The organism is Saccharospirillum sp. HFRX-2 (assembly GCF_043196805.1).
Taxonomy (GTDB): domain Bacteria; phylum Pseudomonadota; class Gammaproteobacteria; order Pseudomonadales; family Natronospirillaceae; genus Saccharospirillum.
In genome coordinates this window covers 1-15,578 of record NZ_JBEBMU010000007.1, presented here as the reverse complement: position 1 = coordinate 15,578, position 15,578 = coordinate 1, and the positions used below count along the sequence as shown (strand labels likewise).

The following is a 15,578-nucleotide window of genomic DNA, read 5'->3' as shown; positions in this document are numbered from 1 at the left end:
TGGAATCAGTCGACCTCATAATGAATGGCTACCTCGGATTGCAAAGTAAGGACGGGGTCATCCGTCGTTAGATCGGCGTTGAATCCCACGCCTGTGGCCACCTGCGGACCCTGGGTGAGTCTAACAGGCTCAGGTGTGCTGACGAAGTCGCCATTTTCGGTCACCTGCAGCCAGTCGGTTGCCAGTTCCCAGCGAGCCAGGTCGCTCAGCTCATGCACTCTGACGGCATTTTCGAAGATAACGTCGCCATTACTGAACAGCGTGGCGGCCTGTGAGCGGATGGTCCAGTCGGGACCGTTGTCGCGAATCAGCCGCACGGTGGGGACCGTCACCTGACTGTTGCCGCTGTCCTGGTAATAGGCAAAGGAACTGGCCACGGTGTAAAGGCTCGGTTGGCCACTGGTGTCATAGCGGGTCTGCTGGAAGGTACGGATAAACAGATCCGGTGGGTCTTCCGGCAGTTGTAATTCAGTATTGAAGCTCGGCGGTGCTTCGGCCGGGTGCCACCAGATAATAGCGGCCAGCACCAGGAGCGCGGTTGCGATGGGCAGAACCGTACGCAATCGAGGCATCAGGCCACACCTGCACGCAGAATGTCGTGCATATGAACGATGCCGACCGGTCGATCTGCATCAACGACAACCAGAGCGGTAATCTTGCGCGATTCCATTTCAAACAGCGCTTCGGCTGCCAGGTGTTCGGAAGAAATGGTCTTGGCGCCAGCGTGCATCACGTCGGCGATCGGCGTTTGATGCAAGTCGATGCCGGCATCCAGGGTGCGGCGCAAATCGCCATCGGTATAGACGCCGAGCAGTTGGCCGTTGTCGTCCACAATGGTGGTCAGACCGAGGCCTTTGCGGGTCATTTCCAGCAGCGCATCGCGCAGTGGCGTGGTGGGTGTGACGGCCGGAAAGGCGTCGCCGCGGTGCATGATGTCGCCGACTTTCAACAACAGCTTGCGTCCCAGGCTGCCACCAGGATGAGAGAAGGCGAAGTCGTCGGCGGTAAAGCCGCGCGCTTCAAGCAGCGCAATGGCCAGGGCATCACCCATAACCATTGTTGCTGTGGTCGACGACGTCGGTGCCAGATTGAGCGGACAGGCTTCCTGCTCGACGCCACAATAAATGTGGGCATCGGCAGAGCGACCCAAGGTGCTGTTGGGGTTGCCGGTCATGCCGATCAGCCGGGCGCCGAGTCGTTTGATCAGTGGAATCAGCGTGACGACTTCGTTCGACTCGCCAGAGTTGGACAGGGCAATGACCACATCGTCACCAGTGATCATGCCCATGTCGCCATGGCTGGCTTCACCGGGATGAACAAAGAAGGCCGGTGTGCCGGTGCTGGCCAGGGTCGCGGCTAACTTGTTGCCGACGTGGCCTGACTTGCCCATGCCGGTGACCACGACCCGACCTTTACAAGCCAGTGCCAGATCACAGGCGCGTTCGAAACCGGCATCAAGATGAGCGCCCAGCGACTGCAGAGATTCGATCTCCAAGCGCAGCGTGCGTTGAGCCGATTCCAGGTAATTGATCGTTGCGTGCATAGACCGTTTCTTGTCCAAGGGTTCTGAACTGGCGGGCTAGATTACCACAAAGCTGATCTGTCTAAACTGTGCACGGCATCATCTTTGCTGACCTTTGGCATCTCGCACCCAAAGCGCTTCGCCCTTAGAATAGGTGGCGCATACCGAAAGGAGAAATGAATGAGTGTCATGCGAAGGATGTCGGCCCTGTTGATCGGTGTTGGGTTGTCATTGAGCACAGCAGTGAAGGCTGAGACCTTTACTCCCAGTCAGTCGGCCGAGCAGAGCGTGATCGACGGTGTTGAGCAGGTGTTGACCGTTGTCGAGAAATACAACAGCGGCGACGCCGGTGATCGCCAAGCCTATCTGAATGAAGTATCCGAGGTGCTGGAACCTTTGATCGGCTACACCGTCATCGTCAGTCGTATTATGGGCGATACGCTGCAAACCGCGACCAATGAACAGAAACTGCGCTTTCTGGAAGTGTTCAAGCGTTCGATGATCAATACCTACGCGGGTGGCCTCTATAACTTTGGCGCCTTCGAAGTGCGCCTGGTGGACGATCAGGACAATGACGACGATAGCGTGCGCAACACCCGGGTCCGGCTGGAAGCGGTATCACCGCAGGGCCAGCGTTACCCGATGGTACAGAGCGTCTACTACAGTCAGGCTTCTGAAGGCTGGAAAATGCAGAACGTGATTTTTAACGGCATCAATCTGGGGGTGACCTTCAAAACCCAGTTTGACCAGATCTACCGCGAGCAAGGTGGTGATCTGGACGCGACCATCGACGAATGGGAGCGCATCACTGCCGAATCGTTCGAAGCCAGTCAATTTCAATAAACACCGCACGTTAAAACGGAGGTCGCTCGACCTCCGTTTCTCCATTTCGATTTACGCTCGCTTTCCGTATAATCGCCACCCCTTTTTATCGGATTCAACGCAGAGAGACCTATGTCAGCCGACGATGTGAAAGCTATGCTGGTCGCGGCCCTGCCGGATGTCGACTTCGACGTCGACGGTGCAGGTGCCAAATTTTCTGTTCGTGCCGTCGGTGACCTCTTTGCCGGCAAGCGTCCGGTTCAGCGTCAGCAGCTGATCTACGGCGTGTTGAACGAAAAAATTGCCAGTGGCGAAATACATGCCGTCACCATGGCCCTCTACACACCGGATGAATGGTCCGCCGCGGAGAAATAAACCTTGGATAAATTATTGATTACTGGTGGCGCACGCCTGGACGGTGAAATTCGTGTTTCTGGCGCCAAAAACGCTGCACTGCCTATTATTGCTGCCACCTTATTGACCAAAGAGCCGGTAACGGTACGCAACCTGCCGCACCTGAACGACATCACCACCATGATCGAACTGCTTGCCTGCATGGGCGTGGAAGTGGTCATCGGTGAAGACATGAGCGTCGAAGTTACCGCCGGCACCATTCGTAATATGACCGCGCCCTACGAGCTGGTGAAAACCATGCGTGCTTCCATTTTGGTGCTCGGTCCGTTGCTGGCGCACTTCGGTGAAGCCAATGTGTCGCTGCCCGGTGGTTGCGCCATCGGCAGTCGTCCGGTCGATCTGCACATTCGTGGCCTGGAAGCCATGGGCGCGCAAATCGACGTCGAAGACGGCTACATCCGTGCTCGCAACGAGGGTCGCTTGAAAGGTGCGCGCATCTTCTTCGACAAGGTCACCGTAACGGGCACCGAAAACATTCTGATGGCTGCAACGCTGGCCGAAGGTACCTCGGTACTGGAAAACGCTGCCAAGGAACCGGAAGTGGTCGACCTGGCCAATTGTCTGATCGCCATGGGCGCCAAGATCACCGGCGCCGGCACCGACACCATTACCGTGGAAGGCGTTCCCAGCCTGCACGCAGCCGACTATTCAGTGCTGCCTGACCGTATCGAAACCGGTACCTATCTGGTTGCTGCGGCCATTACCCGTGGCCGGATTCGTCTGCGTGAAGCCGATGCATCCACCATGGATGCGGTGCTGGTTAAACTGCGTGAAGCGGGCGCCAATATTGAAGTGGGTGAGAACTGGATCGAACTGGATATGCAAGGGCGTCGTCCCAAGGCCGTGGATGTGATTACCGCGCCATATCCGGCATTCCCGACCGATATGCAGGCGCAGTTCACCACCTTGAACGCCATTGCCGAAGGCACCGGCACGGTTGAGGAAACGGTGTTTGAAAACCGCTTTATGCATATCAATGAGCTGGAGCGCATGGGCGCTGATGCTCACATCAAAGGCAATACTGTGGTGATTACCGGCCACGAAAACCTGACCGGTGCACCGGTAATGGCGACCGATTTGCGCGCCTCTGCGTCTTTGGTGCTGGCCGGTCTGGTGGCATCCGGTTCGACGCTGGTGGATCGCATCTACCACATCGACCGCGGCTACGAATGCATCGAAGAAAAACTGGCTCAGCTGGGCGCAACCATTAAACGGGTTGCTGGCTAAAGAGCCTTGGCCTGCCACGGACGGCAGGCCGTATTGATAACATTGCCTGCTAACCTCGCCCCGTACCGAGGTCAATTCACCGAAGATCAAGAGCATATTGTCCGAGCATGGCTAATCCCGCTGATCAAATCACCATCGCCCTGTCGAAAGGTCGCATTCTGAAGGAAACGCTGCCGTTGTTTGCTGCAGCGGGTATTGAGCCGTTGGAAGACATCCATACCTCGCGCAAGCTGATCTTCGAAACCACCCGCCCGGATGTGCGCTTTATCGTCATTCGCGCCACCGATGTGCCGACCTATGTGGAATACGGCGTGGCCGATCTGGGTGTGGCGGGTAAGGACGTGCTGATGGAACATGGCGCGGAAGAAATGTACGAGTTGCTTGATCTCGAGATTGCCCGCTGCCGATTGATGACCGCGCGATTGGTCGATGCCAAGCCGGTACTCGGCCGGATGAAGGTGGCGACCAAGTTTGTCGATGTCGCCAAGCGTTATTTTGCCGAGCAGGGCCGGCAGGTCGATGTCATCAAGTTGTACGGTGGTATGGAGCTGGCACCGATCATGGATCTGGCCGACTGCATCGTCGACATCGTCGATACCGGCAACACATTAAAAGCCAATGGCCTGGAAGCGCAGGAACACATTGCTGACATCAGCAGTCGTCTGGTCGCCAGCCGGCTGGCGCTGAAATTGAAAGACGAACGCCTCAACCCCATTGTTGAAGCTCTAAGTCGAGCGGTAGCAGATCGCAGGAAGGCTTCTTAAATGAGTGCGTTGTCATTGCGTCGCTTGGACGCCCAATCCCCGGAATTTTCTGCCCAGCTGGATCAATTATTGGCTTGGGAGTCGGTCTCCGACGCCGACGTTCAGCAGCGTGTCGCTGACATCATTGCCGCTATCCGTGCGCGAGGCGATGCAGCGCTGCTGGAATTCACCGCTCGCTTCGATCGTTTCGACGTCGACAGCATGGATCAATTGATGCTGGGCTCGGACGCCATTCAGGCCGGTTTTGATCGTCTGCCCAAGGCGCAGCAGGATGCGCTAAAGACGGCCGCCGAACGTGTTGAAAGTTACCACCAGCATCAACTGGGCGAGAGCTGGCAGTACCGTGAGGCCAATGGCACCTTACTCGGCCAGCAGGTCACCGCCATGGACAAAGTTGGCATCTACGTTCCCGGCGGTACTGCACCCCTGGCTTCGTCGGTAATTATGAATGCCATGCCGGCGCGGGTTGCTGGCGTCAGTGAAATTGTTATGACCACGCCAGCACCCGATGGTCAGGTCAGCGATTTTGTCTTGGGTGCTGCCCATGTGGCGGGCATCGACCGCATCTTTTTAATCGGTGGTGCTCAGGCTGTCGCTGCGCTGGCTTACGGTACAGAAACCGTACCGGCGGTCGACAAGGTTGTGGGTCCGGGCAACATCTATGTCGCCACCGCCAAACAGCAGGTTTTCGGTAAGGTCGGTATCGATATGATCGCTGGCCCCAGCGAAATTCTGGTGGTCTGCGATGGCAAGACCGATCCGGACTGGATAGCGCTGGATCTGTTTTCCCAGGCTGAGCACGATGTCGATGCACAGTCGATTCTGATCAGCCAGGACAGCGCTTTTCTTGATGCCGTCAGCGAAGCCATCGAACGCTTGTTGCCGACGCTGGAGCGTGCCGACATTGTGCGTCAGTCGCTGAGCGAACGTGGCGCGCTGATTCAGGTGGCCGATCTGGCCGATGCGCCGGAATTGATTAATCGCATTGCACCGGAACATCTGGAATTGTCGGTCGACGATCCAGAAAGCTGGCTGCCCTCAATTCGTCACGCCGGTGCCATCTTTTTAGGTCGCCACACACCTGAAGCCTTGGGTGATTATTGCGCCGGACCCAATCATGTTTTACCGACCAGCGGTACGGCACGGTTCTTCTCGCCACTGGGTGTTTATGACTTCCAGAAGCGCACTTCCCTGATTGGTGTTTCTCCTGAGGGTGCTAAGACCTTGGGCGCAGTAGCCTCGGTATTGGCGCGTGGTGAACTGCTGACCGCCCATGCCCGCAGTGCCGAAAAACGTCTGGACGACTGATTCAATGACCGATCGTAAAACCGACTGGCAAGACAAAATTGACGCCCGCGTGCAACGCTGGGTGCGCGACGATATTCGCAAACTGGCGGCCTATCCGGTGCCCGATTCCAGCGGTTTGTTAAAGCTGGATGCCATGGAAAATCCCTTCACCTGGCCGCCCGAATTGCAACAGCAATGGCAAGCCGCGCTGGCCGATGTGCAGGTGAATCGCTACCCGCATCCGGATGCGCCGGAAGTAAAGCAGGGCTTGCGCCGGGTCATGGACATTGACGAGCGCTGGGATCTGTTGCTGGGCAATGGCTCGGACGAGCTGATTCAATTAGTTGCCATGGCGGTCGCCGGTAAAGGCCGAACCTTGATGGCGCCGGAACCGAGCTTCGTGATGTACCGCATGATCGCTCAGTATTTGGATATGGATTACGTCGGTGTGCCGCTGACTGAGCGTTTTGAAATTGATCTGGAAACCATGCTGGCACGCATCGAAAGTGAACAGCCAGCACTGATCTTTTTAGCTCAGCCGAATAACCCCACCGGCAACCTTTGGGGCGATGAAAAACTGCGTCGTATCATCGAAGCAGCGCCCGGTTTGGTGGTGATGGATGAAGCCTATACCGCCTTTACCGAGGCAGATTATCTGTCCTGGCTGGACGACTATCCCAACCTGCTGATTCTGCGCACCCTCTCCAAAGTCGGCCTGGCCGGTTTGCGCTTGGGCGTGTTGATTGGCGATCCGACCTGGACCGCTGAAATTAACAAACTGCGTCTGCCTTATAACATCGGCAATCTGGTGCAGGCGGCGGCAACGTTCGCTCTCGATCATTTCGAAACCTTCGAGCAGCAAACTCAGGAACTGGTTAAACAACGCGCTGAATTAACCCAGCAATTGAAAGCCCTGCCGCAACTGACGGTCTACGACAGCCAGGCCAACTTCGTGCTGGTGCGCACCGAAAGCGGCCGGGCGGCGGCCATTCATCAAGGTTTGAAAGACGCCGGTGTGCTGATCAAAAAACTCGACGGCAGCCATGGATTGCTGACCGATTGCCTGCGCATCACTGTCGGCAGTGGCAGCGAAAATGAACGTCTGTTGTCGGCATTGAAACCTTTGCTGTGACGCTTAGTTGGGTCGCTCGCTGAGCGTTACCCGAGTCTGATAAAAACGCTGGCCGCGCAACAAGGCCAGCGTCAATTGCTCACCGGGTTTATGCTCAGCAATGCGACCCACCGCTTCGGCCCGACTGGCCAGCGACTCCCCTTCAATACTGACCAACCAATCACCGGCTCGTACGCCGGCCTGCGCTGCCGGACTGTCGGCCATCACATCGACAATTTCCCAGGCTGGCGTTGCCAATCCGAAGCGCGCTCGTTGTTGTGGTGCAACCGGTCGCACATCGATGCCCAGATAGCCGTGCATCACCGCGCCTTGTTCAATCAATTGTCGGGCAATATCCAGCGCATGAGCGTAAGGAATGGCGAAACCGATGCCCTGAAAACCACCGCTATTGGAAAAAATCGCCGTGTTAATACCGACCAGTTCGCCGTAGGCATTGATCAGTGCGCCACCGCTGTTGCCTGGATTAATGGCTGCATCGGTCTGGATAAAATCGGCAAAACGCGTCAGGCCAGGCTGGTGTCGGCCGGTGGCGGAAATAATGCCCATCGACACCGTCTGGCCAACACCAAAGGGATTGCCGATAGCGAACACCAGATCACCAACCCGGGCGCGATAATCTCTATTCACGGCGATGGCCTGAGTGTTGCTGGCATCGATTTTCAGCACCGCCAAATCGCTGTCCGGATCGAGTCCGACCAGGCGTGCTTCATAGCTAAGATCGTCACTGGCTTCGACAATAATCTGCTCACCCTGAGCAATAACGTGGGCGTTAGTCAGAATATGCCCCTGATCGTCGAGCACGATGCCCGAGCCCAGGCTGGTCTGATGCTGAGGTTGTTGCGGCAGAAACTGCGAAAAAAACGGATCGTCCAACAGCGGGTGGCTGGGTCTTTCCAAGCGACTGTTGCTGTAAATGCTGACCACGCTGGATTGAGCGCGGGCGATAACATCAGCATAACTGACGGGGGTGGGCACTAACTCCGTCGTGGTCAATTGTGGCTTGGACGAAAACGACGGCCACAGCACCACCAGGCCACCAACAACCAGGCCAGCAATGATAGGGGCCAGCCAAACTCGCACACTTTGAGGTACACTCATGGCGTTAAATTCACTTCCTTAAATTCGTGCTTTTTTGAGCGCAAAGAAACCGTGAATCGGAGTGTATCATGACGCTGCATCGCGACGACCTGGTGGCTTATTTGGACGACTATCTCGACGTCGGACGTTTCCAGGATTACTGCCCCAATGGATTGCAGGTGGCAGGTCGATCGGAAATCCGCAAGATCGTCACCGGGGTGACCGCCAGCCAACGCTTGATCGATGAAGCCATTGACCGTCAGGCCGATGCCATTCTGGTGCATCATGGTTATTTCTGGAAAGGTGAACCGGCGCCGATCACCGGCATTAAACGCAATCGGCTGGCGGCCTTGCTGGCCAACGACATCAATTTGTTCGCCTATCATCTGCCACTGGATGCGCATCCGGACGTTGGCAATAACGCTCAGTTGGGCCAACTGCTCGGTTGGACGGCCGAAGGTACCCTCGGTGACAGTCTGGTTTGGCACGGTCGGGTCGACGGAGCGGAAACCGGCGCCAGTTTGCGTCAATCCCTGAGTGAAGCGCTGGATTATCAGGTGTTACATATCGGTGAGGATGAAGACGAAATCGAAACCGTGGCCTGGTGTACCGGGGCAGCTCAGGGGTATTTGCAGATGGCCATTGATGCCGGCATCGATGCCTTTATTTCAGGCGAAATCAGCGAGCCGACGGTGCATTTGGCGCGCGAGAGTGGAGTGCATTATTACGCGGCGGGACATCACGCCACTGAGCGTGGCGGACCCGAAGCGCTGGGCTGGCATCTGGCCCAGCGCTTCGGTTTGAACGTCGAATTTATCGACCTGCCGATTCCGGTCTGATCAGTCGTCGAGAATGTCGTGCTGACGCAACAGGCTGATCACCGCCGCCGGTGAGGCGTCTTCAACTTTGAAGCCAAAGGGCGCATCGGTTTTACCGGCAATGATGGCAATCAGACCGGCGGCTTCGATATAAGGCGCGACGGCCAGAGCATCTTCCGGGCGAACGATGACGCTGGTGTGACCCAGATCATACAGAGCTCGCTCCAGTTCGACCGCGCGTTCAGCGGCATCTTCCACATCCAAGACCACCGACACCGGTTTCTGGCGATAACGCGCAGCGCGTTCGGCTTCGGTGACCGGATGGTTGTCGCGCGACTCGGCCGATGCTTCGATCATACCGGCGCCAACGGTAACGTTGCTCAACCGATCGATAACGATAAAGGCACCGGTGCCAGCGATCTGACCATAAGGGTCGGCGACGACCGGCTTGTTCAACTGGATGGTCACATCACCGATGCCGTTCAACGGCAACTCATCCGCCGCGCTGTCGACCAGCGTATTGACGTCAATCTGGCGATGCAGGGCGCTGAAGGTGCCGGTGGCGGTTTGTGTGCCAACTTTGAAATCGTACTGGCGGCCCGGTATCAGAGCCGCGTCGTGCATCCACACCACCTTGGCCTGGAAGGCTTGCGATATGAGCGGTGCATCTTTGGCGCCAACCAACATATCGCCGCGGCTGACGTCGATCTCATCGTTCAGGGTCAGCGTAATGGCCTGGCCCGGAAAGGCTTCGTCTAGGTCGCCATCAAAGGTGACAATGCGTTCGACCGTCGAGCTCAAACCCGAGGGCAGGGCGCGGACGGTATCGCCGGGCTTGATGGTGCCAGCGGCAATGGTGCCGGCGAAACCGCGAAAATCGAGATCCGGCCGGTTGACGTATTGCACCGGCAGACGGAAGTGTTCGATATCGCGGTCGTGTGAGATTTCGATCGTTTCCAGCAGTTCCATCAAAGGCGCACCCTGGTACCAAGGGGAACGTTCACTACGGCTGACAACGTTGTCGCCATCGAGCGCCGACAGCGGCACAAAATGAATTTCCGGCAGCTTCAGTTGCTCGGCGAATTGCAGATAATCGGCTTTGATTTCCTCGAAGCGCGCTTCGCTGAAATCGACCAGATCCATCTTGTTCACCGCCACGACGATGTGCTTAAGACCAAGCAAATGCGCGATGTAACTGTGGCGACGCGTCTGCGTCTGCACACCGTAACGGGCGTCGATCAGAATGACCGCCAGATCGCAGGTTGAGGCACCGGTTGCCATGTTGCGGGTGTACTGCTCGTGTCCAGGCGTATCGGCAATGATGAATTTGCGCTTATTGGTGGAAAAATAACGGTAGGCGACATCGATGGTGATGCCTTGTTCGCGCTCAGCCTGAAGACCATCGACCAGCAACGCCAGGTCGATCTTCTCGCCCGTGGTGCCGGATTTTTTGCTGTCTTTTTCAATGGCCGCCAGTTGATCTTCATAGATCATTTTGGAGTCGTGCAGCAGCCGGCCGATCAAAGTCGACTTACCATCATCCACACTGCCGCAGGTGAGAAAGCGCAGCAGTTCTTTGTGTTCGTGTTGCTTCAGGTAGGCATGAATATCCTGAGCGATCAAGTCAGATTGGTGTGCCATTAGAAGTAGCCTTCCTGTTTTTTCTTTTCCATCGAGCCGGATGAATCGTGATCGATGGCTCGGCCCTGACGCTCACTGGTGGTGGTGAGCAGCATTTCCTGGATGATGTCCGGTAAGGTGTTGGCTTCCGATTCGACGGCGCCGGTCAGCGGGTAACAACCGAGCGTCCGAAAGCGCACCATCTTTTCTTGCACTTCCTCACCGGGCAGCAATTTCATGCGCTCATCGTTGACGTTAATCAGCATGCCGTCGCGCTCGACCACCGGTCGTTTGTCGGCGAAATACAGCGGTACGATGGGAATGCTTTCCAGGTGGATGTACTGCCAGATATCCAGTTCGGTCCAGTTCGACAGCGGAAACACGCGGATGCTTTCGCCGCGATTGATCTTGCCGTTGTAGATATTCCACAGCTCCGGGCGCTGGTTTTTTGGGTCCCAGCGGTGATTGCGATCGCGGAATGAATAGACGCGTTCTTTGGCGCGTGATTTTTCTTCATCGCGGCGTGCACCACCAAAGGCGGCATCGAACTTGTACAGATCCAGCGCCTGTTTCAGCGCCTGGGTCTTCATAATGTCGGTGTGTTTGGCACTGCCGTGATCAAACGGATTGATGCCTTGGCGCACGCCATCCTGATTTTGGTAAACCAGCAGTTCGAACTCGTAATCCCGCGCCATCTTGTCGCGGAATTCGTACATTTCTTTGAACTTCCAGCCGGTATCGACGTGTAACAGTTTGAAAGGAATGCGACCGGGAAAGAATGCCTTGCGGGCCAGATGCAGCATCACCGCTGAATCCTTGCCGATCGAGTAGAGCATGACCGGGTTATCGAATTCAGCGGCGACCTCACGAATGATGTGGATGCTTTCCGCTTCCAGCTGTTTGAGGTGGGTGAACATTTGCTGTGCCATAGTCCGTCCAAAGAGGGTGTATCAAGCTGGACGCACTATAACAAAGCTATTTGTTATTGTTGTTACTGCCTGTAAGAATATTTTGGTATATGACTATCGCGACTTTTTCGCCTTGTCGGCGGTTGCCGTTTCGACGTCATCATCCGCTTCGTCCGACACAAAAGCCTCTCGGCGCAGGCCATAGGTTTCCGATAGCGTACCTTCTTCGTCACCGCTTTTGGGCGCGTAATCGCGCGGACCGGTGTAGCCGGCATTGGCCATTTCTGAATCCGGAGCCAGGCTTTGCAGGTCTTCGCTGCCAGCGCGGGCTGATTCAAGGCGGTACTCCGGGGCCACCAGTTCGTCCGCACCCTGGTCGAGGTGGCTGCGAATGGCGTTGTAGCTGACGGTCAGGCCATCAATCAGTTCGGTGGTGCGGTTGAAGTGTTCGGTCACGCTGACCTGATAGTTCTGATGCTGGCGCTTCAGATCATCAAGTTGGCGTTTCAGGCTGCCGTTGTCATCTCCCTGGCCACGAGCCCAGAGCCGACCCACGACGATGCCTACAATTAGCGCGACGACCAAGGCCGCCAGCAGTGTCATCCAGTCCAGTTGCAACATCTGAGTCTCCAAAATTAGTAGGCGTTTGACCATCTCGGTCTTCAGTACGCCAGTATTCTAACGTTTGTCGAGGCGATTGGCAGCGATCAACTCGACAGGTTCGATCATTGATTGTCCGGGTCTTTCCCGTAAAATTCCCCGCCTTGTCCTCATCTGTGGAGTCGTCGATGACCACCCCCTGGGCCCGTTATCAGGCCGACTTGGAACAACCCGGCTTTTCTCATGATCCGGCTCAGGAAGATGCCGTCAAGGCATTGCAGTCGTTATACGACCAATTGCTGGCGCAACAGGAGTCGCAAAAAAAGCTGACGGGCCGCCTCGGCCGACTGTTTGGTCGCTCCTCAGACCCGGTGCCTGGCCTCTATTTCTGGGGCGGTGTAGGGCGCGGGAAAACCTATTTGATGGACACCTTCTTTCAAACTTTACCGTTTGAAGATAAAGGCCGCATGCACTTTCACCACTTTATGCGCCGCGTACACCGTGGTTTGAAAGAACATAAAGGTCAGGCCAACCCGCTGGAGTTGGTGGCTGAAGAAATCGCGCGTGAATCCCGGGTGTTGTGTTTCGATGAGTTCTTTGTCACCGATATTGGCGATGCCATGATCCTGGCCAATCTGTTGAAGGCTTTGTTCGGGCGAGGCGTTACCTTGGTGGCCACATCCAACATTCCGCCGGACAACCTTTATAAAGATGGACTGCAGCGCGCACTCTTTATACCGGCCATTGAATTGCTCAAGCGTCATACCCGCGTACTCAATGTGGACGGTGGCATCGACTACCGCCTGCGCACTTTGACCCAGGCGCCCATCTTTTATTCACCCGCTGATGAACAGTCTGAGCAGGCTTTGAATTCGGCCTTTGAGCGATTGATTCCGGAAAAAGATGCGGTTGAAGAAAATTACGACCTGGACGTCTTGGGCAGAACCATCAAGGCAAGACGATACTGCGATGATGTTGCCTGGTTCAATTTTGGCAGCTTGTGCGATGGCCCGCGCAGTCAGAATGACTACATTGAACTAGCGCGCAGCTTTCACGCAGTACTGATCAGTGGCGTACCGGTATTCAATGGTCGCAATGATGACAGCGCCCGACGCTTTATTAACCTGGTCGACGAATTTTATGACCGCCAGGTAAAGCTGTTGTTGTCGACCGAAGTGCCCATTGAACAACTCTATAATGATGGCCGCCTGAGCTTTGAATTCCAGCGTACGGTCAGCCGTCTGCAGGAAATGCAATCGGAAGAATTTCTGGCCAAGGAGCACCGTGGCTGATGTCGCAGCATTCTACGAGCACTACGCAAAAACCGGTTTTCAGTATGGGTGTGGTGATCACTACCTATAATTCGCCATTGTGGTTGGAAAAAGTCCTCGCTGGCTATGAGTGTCAGAGCGATGGAGACTTTGAAACCATTATTGCTGATGATGGTTCCGACGATGAAACTCGTGCTTTGATCGAGCAATTTCGAAACAGAGGCAGGCTCAATATTCGTCATGTCTGGCATGAAGATAACGGCTTTAGAAAGACCGAAATTCTGAATAAAGCGATCAAGGAAACGAGCGTTGATTATCTGATTTTCACCGATGGCGATTGCATTCCGCGTGCCGACTTTATTGCGGTCCACAGACAGCACGCCAAGCCAGATACTTTTCTATCGGGTGGTTATTTAAAACTGACCATGCCGGTGTCACAGCAAATCAGCATTGAAGACATCAACCAGCAACGCCCCTTTGATCGCTCCTGGTTGCTCAGTCAGGGTCAACCTAAAAACCATAAATTATGGAAACTGGTGAAATCCGCAACGCTGGCGCGTTGGTTGAATCGGCTAACCCCTGCCAAAGCCAGTTGGAACGGCATGAACAGTTCGACCTGGCGCGACGCTTTGTTGCGGGTCAATGGTTTTGACGAGCGCATGCAATATGGTGGTTTAGATCGGGAGCTGGGGGAGCGTTTGTGGAATCTTGGTTTCCAGTCTCAGCGTGTTCGCTACCAAGCGATCTGCCTGCATCTTGATCACAAGCGTGGCTATTCTAAGCCGGAAATTTGGGCCCGTAACAATGCGATTCGAGCGGATGTCCGACAAAGCGGACGTTCCTGGACCCCTTACGGCATTGTGCCGGAAGAAGATCGAGTCGACTGATGGCTATGCAACCGGATCCGCAATTCGAAATTATCCTGGGTAATTCCAATAAGCGTTTTTCCGGCGTTACCAGCACCATGCTGCAAGTATTGCAGGTACAAAAACAGCATCGTTCTTTGGTAGTGCTTGGGGATCATCACTTGCCCGATGATGTTCCGTCTTTGGGTTTTTGGCGTCTTTTAAAACTGGCCCGAAAACCTCTGGCCAATGGCCGTATGCGCGTATTTCATGCGCGCCGTAACGACGAAATGATTCAGGCGCTTTTATTGAAATTGTTAGGCGCCCGCATTCGTATCGTCTTCACCTCGACGGCCCAGCGTCGCAAAACCTGGTTGACGCGTTTTTTAATGAATCGCATGGATGGACTCTTATCGACCTGCACGGCCGCTGCTCAATATATGCCGACACCTCCGGATCAATTGGTACCGCATGGCATCAACGTTGAACACTATGCACCGGCGGAAGACCGACAAACCTTATGGCAGTCCTTGTCTTTGCCCGGTCAGTTTGGCATTGGAATTTTTGGTCGGGTGCGCGAACAAAAAGGTGTCGACCTTTTGGTTCAAGCGGCGTTGAAGGTGTTGCCAAAGCATCCACAGTTCAGTGTCGTTATCGTCGGTGGTTATGGTTCGGACCAGCAAGCCTTTGTTGATCAGCAAAAACGCCTGATCGAATCCGCAGGGTTGTCCGAGCGAATTATTTTTACCGGTGAGCTGCCCTTCGCCAAAGTGCCGGACTACTTTCGTGCCATGTCGATTGTTACCGCACTCAGTCGTAACGAAGGGTTTGGGCTCACTGTGTTGGAAGCCATGAGCACCGAGGCTGCAGTGGTTGCCAGTGAAGCCGGCGCCTGGCCCGACATCATTGATGATGGCCGTAATGGATTTTTGGTCCCGGCTGGCGATTGGCAATCGGTCGCCGAACGGTTGGAGTTGCTCATGTCGGATGCACAGTTACGAACTGAATTGGCTGTTGCTGGTCGTCAAACCGTACTGTCCGATTACACTGTCGAGCGCGAAGCCAAGGCGCTGCTCGACTATTATTCCCAATTGGCTGTCGCCAGCCATTGACAGCACCCCGCTCATCTCTATAATGCGCCTCCGCTGTCACCGACAGCCATCCTGAAGCGCTGTTCGAGTTTACGAAGAGCGTGACGCTAACAAGCTGATTCCTAAACGAATTTTGCAAATTAGAGTTGACAGGATGCGGCGCAGGCGTAGAATACGCGC

At 55.5% G+C, this 15,578-nt stretch carries 16 protein-coding genes; 10 read left to right on the top strand and 6 right to left on the bottom strand.

The features are described from left to right. Nucleotides 1–5: 5 nt before the first annotated feature. Together lptC and ABMA60_RS14170 are read right to left on the bottom strand one after the other, a co-directional pair. A complete protein-coding gene (lptC, locus tag ABMA60_RS14175) occupies nucleotides 6–572 on the bottom strand; it encodes an LPS export ABC transporter periplasmic protein LptC (protein ID WP_392804234.1) in 567 nt (188 codons plus the stop codon). Further along, on the bottom strand, nucleotides 572–1,543 hold the full coding sequence (locus ABMA60_RS14170) for a KpsF/GutQ family sugar-phosphate isomerase (protein ID WP_392804231.1): 972 nt from the start codon (nucleotides 1,541–1,543) through the stop codon (nucleotides 572–574). Before ABMA60_RS14170 ends, lptC begins: the two co-directional genes overlap by 1 nt. A 159-nt stretch (nucleotides 1,544–1,702) precedes the next feature. On the opposite strand from ABMA60_RS14170, the gene ABMA60_RS14165 reads away from it, so the two are divergent. From ABMA60_RS14165 to hisC, 6 genes are all read left to right on the top strand, one after another. Beyond that, nucleotides 1,703–2,365, top strand: a complete 663-nt coding sequence (locus ABMA60_RS14165) for a phospholipid-binding protein MlaC (protein WP_392804229.1) — start codon at nucleotides 1,703–1,705, stop codon at nucleotides 2,363–2,365. 111 nt (nucleotides 2,366–2,476) lie between these two features. Further along, nucleotides 2,477–2,719, top strand: a complete 243-nt coding sequence (locus tag ABMA60_RS14160; protein WP_392804227.1) for a BolA family protein — start codon at nucleotides 2,477–2,479, stop codon at nucleotides 2,717–2,719. A gap of 3 nt (nucleotides 2,720–2,722) precedes the next feature. Then, the gene (gene murA, locus ABMA60_RS14155) at nucleotides 2,723–3,985 is read left to right on the top strand and encodes a UDP-N-acetylglucosamine 1-carboxyvinyltransferase (RefSeq protein WP_392804225.1); all 1,263 of its coding nucleotides are present in this window, start codon (nucleotides 2,723–2,725) and stop codon (nucleotides 3,983–3,985) included. 107 nt (nucleotides 3,986–4,092) lie between these two features. After that, nucleotides 4,093–4,749: an ATP phosphoribosyltransferase gene (gene hisG, locus ABMA60_RS14150; protein ID WP_392804222.1), complete on the top strand. Its 657-nt coding sequence runs from the start codon at nucleotides 4,093–4,095 to the stop codon at nucleotides 4,747–4,749. After that, a complete protein-coding gene (gene hisD, locus ABMA60_RS14145) occupies nucleotides 4,750–6,057 on the top strand; it encodes a histidinol dehydrogenase (protein ID WP_392804220.1) in 1,308 nt (435 codons plus the stop codon). A 4-nt stretch (nucleotides 6,058–6,061) separates the two neighbouring features. Next, a complete protein-coding gene (gene hisC, locus ABMA60_RS14140) occupies nucleotides 6,062–7,168 on the top strand; it encodes a histidinol-phosphate transaminase (RefSeq protein WP_392804218.1) in 1,107 nt (368 codons plus the stop codon). 3 nt (nucleotides 7,169–7,171) lie between these two features. Here the strand turns inward: hisC and ABMA60_RS14135 are convergent, their stop codons facing one another. Further along, on the bottom strand, nucleotides 7,172–8,266 hold the full coding sequence (locus ABMA60_RS14135; protein WP_392804214.1) for a S1C family serine protease: 1,095 nt from the start codon (nucleotides 8,264–8,266) through the stop codon (nucleotides 7,172–7,174). A gap of 68 nt (nucleotides 8,267–8,334) precedes the next feature. Between ABMA60_RS14135 and ABMA60_RS14130 the strand changes: the two genes are divergently transcribed. Next, on the top strand, nucleotides 8,335–9,084 hold the full coding sequence (locus ABMA60_RS14130) for a Nif3-like dinuclear metal center hexameric protein (RefSeq protein ID WP_392804212.1): 750 nt from the start codon (nucleotides 8,335–8,337) through the stop codon (nucleotides 9,082–9,084). Here ABMA60_RS14130 and cysN read toward each other — a convergent pair whose 3' ends face one another. From cysN to ABMA60_RS14115, 3 genes are all read right to left on the bottom strand, one after another. Then, entirely contained in the window at nucleotides 9,085–10,704 is a 1,620-nt protein-coding gene (gene cysN / locus ABMA60_RS14125; protein ID WP_392804210.1) for a sulfate adenylyltransferase subunit CysN, read from the bottom strand. It abuts the gene before it with no gap. Then, the gene (cysD, locus tag ABMA60_RS14120) at nucleotides 10,704–11,612 is read right to left on the bottom strand and encodes a sulfate adenylyltransferase subunit CysD (RefSeq protein ID WP_392804208.1); all 909 of its coding nucleotides are present in this window, start codon (nucleotides 11,610–11,612) and stop codon (nucleotides 10,704–10,706) included. Before cysD ends, cysN begins: the two co-directional genes overlap by 1 nt. Before the next feature lie 93 nt (nucleotides 11,613–11,705). Next, entirely contained in the window at nucleotides 11,706–12,212 is a 507-nt protein-coding gene (locus ABMA60_RS14115; RefSeq protein ID WP_392804206.1) for a YhcB family protein, read from the bottom strand. A gap of 167 nt (nucleotides 12,213–12,379) precedes the next feature. Between ABMA60_RS14115 and zapE the strand changes: the two genes are divergently transcribed. The 3 genes from zapE to ABMA60_RS14100 are packed head-to-tail and all read left to right on the top strand — an operon-like array spanning nucleotide 12,380 to nucleotide 15,419. After that, nucleotides 12,380–13,483, top strand: a complete 1,104-nt coding sequence (gene zapE, locus ABMA60_RS14110; protein WP_392804204.1) for a cell division protein ZapE — start codon at nucleotides 12,380–12,382, stop codon at nucleotides 13,481–13,483. Nucleotides 13,484–13,527: 44 nt separating this feature from the next. Then, on the top strand, nucleotides 13,528–14,349 hold the full coding sequence (locus ABMA60_RS14105; protein WP_392804202.1) for a glycosyltransferase family 2 protein: 822 nt from the start codon (nucleotides 13,528–13,530) through the stop codon (nucleotides 14,347–14,349). Next, nucleotides 14,349–15,419 (top strand): glycosyltransferase family 4 protein, encoded by a 1,071-nt coding sequence (locus tag ABMA60_RS14100; protein ID WP_392804200.1) that lies wholly within the window; start codon nucleotides 14,349–14,351, stop codon nucleotides 15,417–15,419. Before ABMA60_RS14105 ends, ABMA60_RS14100 begins: the two co-directional genes overlap by 1 nt. Nucleotides 15,420–15,578: the final 159 nt, after the last annotated feature.

Excerpts from the sequence above, each read along its gene's own strand:
- lptC (WP_392804234.1), bottom strand. The coding sequence starts at position 572 with ATGCCTCGATTGCGTACGGTTCTGCCCATCGCAACCGCGCTCCTGGTG.
- ABMA60_RS14170 (WP_392804231.1), bottom strand. The coding sequence starts at position 1,543 with ATGCACGCAACGATCAATTACCTGGAATCGGCTCAACGCACGCTGCGC.
- ABMA60_RS14165 (WP_392804229.1), top strand. The coding sequence starts at position 1,703 with ATGAGTGTCATGCGAAGGATGTCGGCCCTGTTGATCGGTGTTGGGTTG.
- ABMA60_RS14160 (WP_392804227.1), top strand. The coding sequence starts at position 2,477 with ATGTCAGCCGACGATGTGAAAGCTATGCTGGTCGCGGCCCTGCCGGAT.
- hisG (WP_392804222.1), top strand. The coding sequence starts at position 4,093 with ATGGCTAATCCCGCTGATCAAATCACCATCGCCCTGTCGAAAGGTCGC.
- hisD (WP_392804220.1), top strand. The coding sequence starts at position 4,750 with ATGAGTGCGTTGTCATTGCGTCGCTTGGACGCCCAATCCCCGGAATTT.
- hisC (WP_392804218.1), top strand. The coding sequence starts at position 6,062 with ATGACCGATCGTAAAACCGACTGGCAAGACAAAATTGACGCCCGCGTG.
- ABMA60_RS14135 (WP_392804214.1), bottom strand. The coding sequence starts at position 8,266 with ATGAGTGTACCTCAAAGTGTGCGAGTTTGGCTGGCCCCTATCATTGCT.
- ABMA60_RS14130 (WP_392804212.1), top strand. The coding sequence starts at position 8,335 with ATGACGCTGCATCGCGACGACCTGGTGGCTTATTTGGACGACTATCTC.
- cysN (WP_392804210.1), bottom strand. The coding sequence starts at position 10,704 with ATGGCACACCAATCTGACTTGATCGCTCAGGATATTCATGCCTACCTG.
- cysD (WP_392804208.1), bottom strand. The coding sequence starts at position 11,612 with ATGGCACAGCAAATGTTCACCCACCTCAAACAGCTGGAAGCGGAAAGC.
- ABMA60_RS14115 (WP_392804206.1), bottom strand. The coding sequence starts at position 12,212 with ATGTTGCAACTGGACTGGATGACACTGCTGGCGGCCTTGGTCGTCGCG.
- zapE (WP_392804204.1), top strand. The coding sequence starts at position 12,380 with ATGACCACCCCCTGGGCCCGTTATCAGGCCGACTTGGAACAACCCGGC.
- ABMA60_RS14105 (WP_392804202.1), top strand. The coding sequence starts at position 13,528 with ATGGGTGTGGTGATCACTACCTATAATTCGCCATTGTGGTTGGAAAAA.
- ABMA60_RS14100 (WP_392804200.1), top strand. The coding sequence starts at position 14,349 with ATGGCTATGCAACCGGATCCGCAATTCGAAATTATCCTGGGTAATTCC.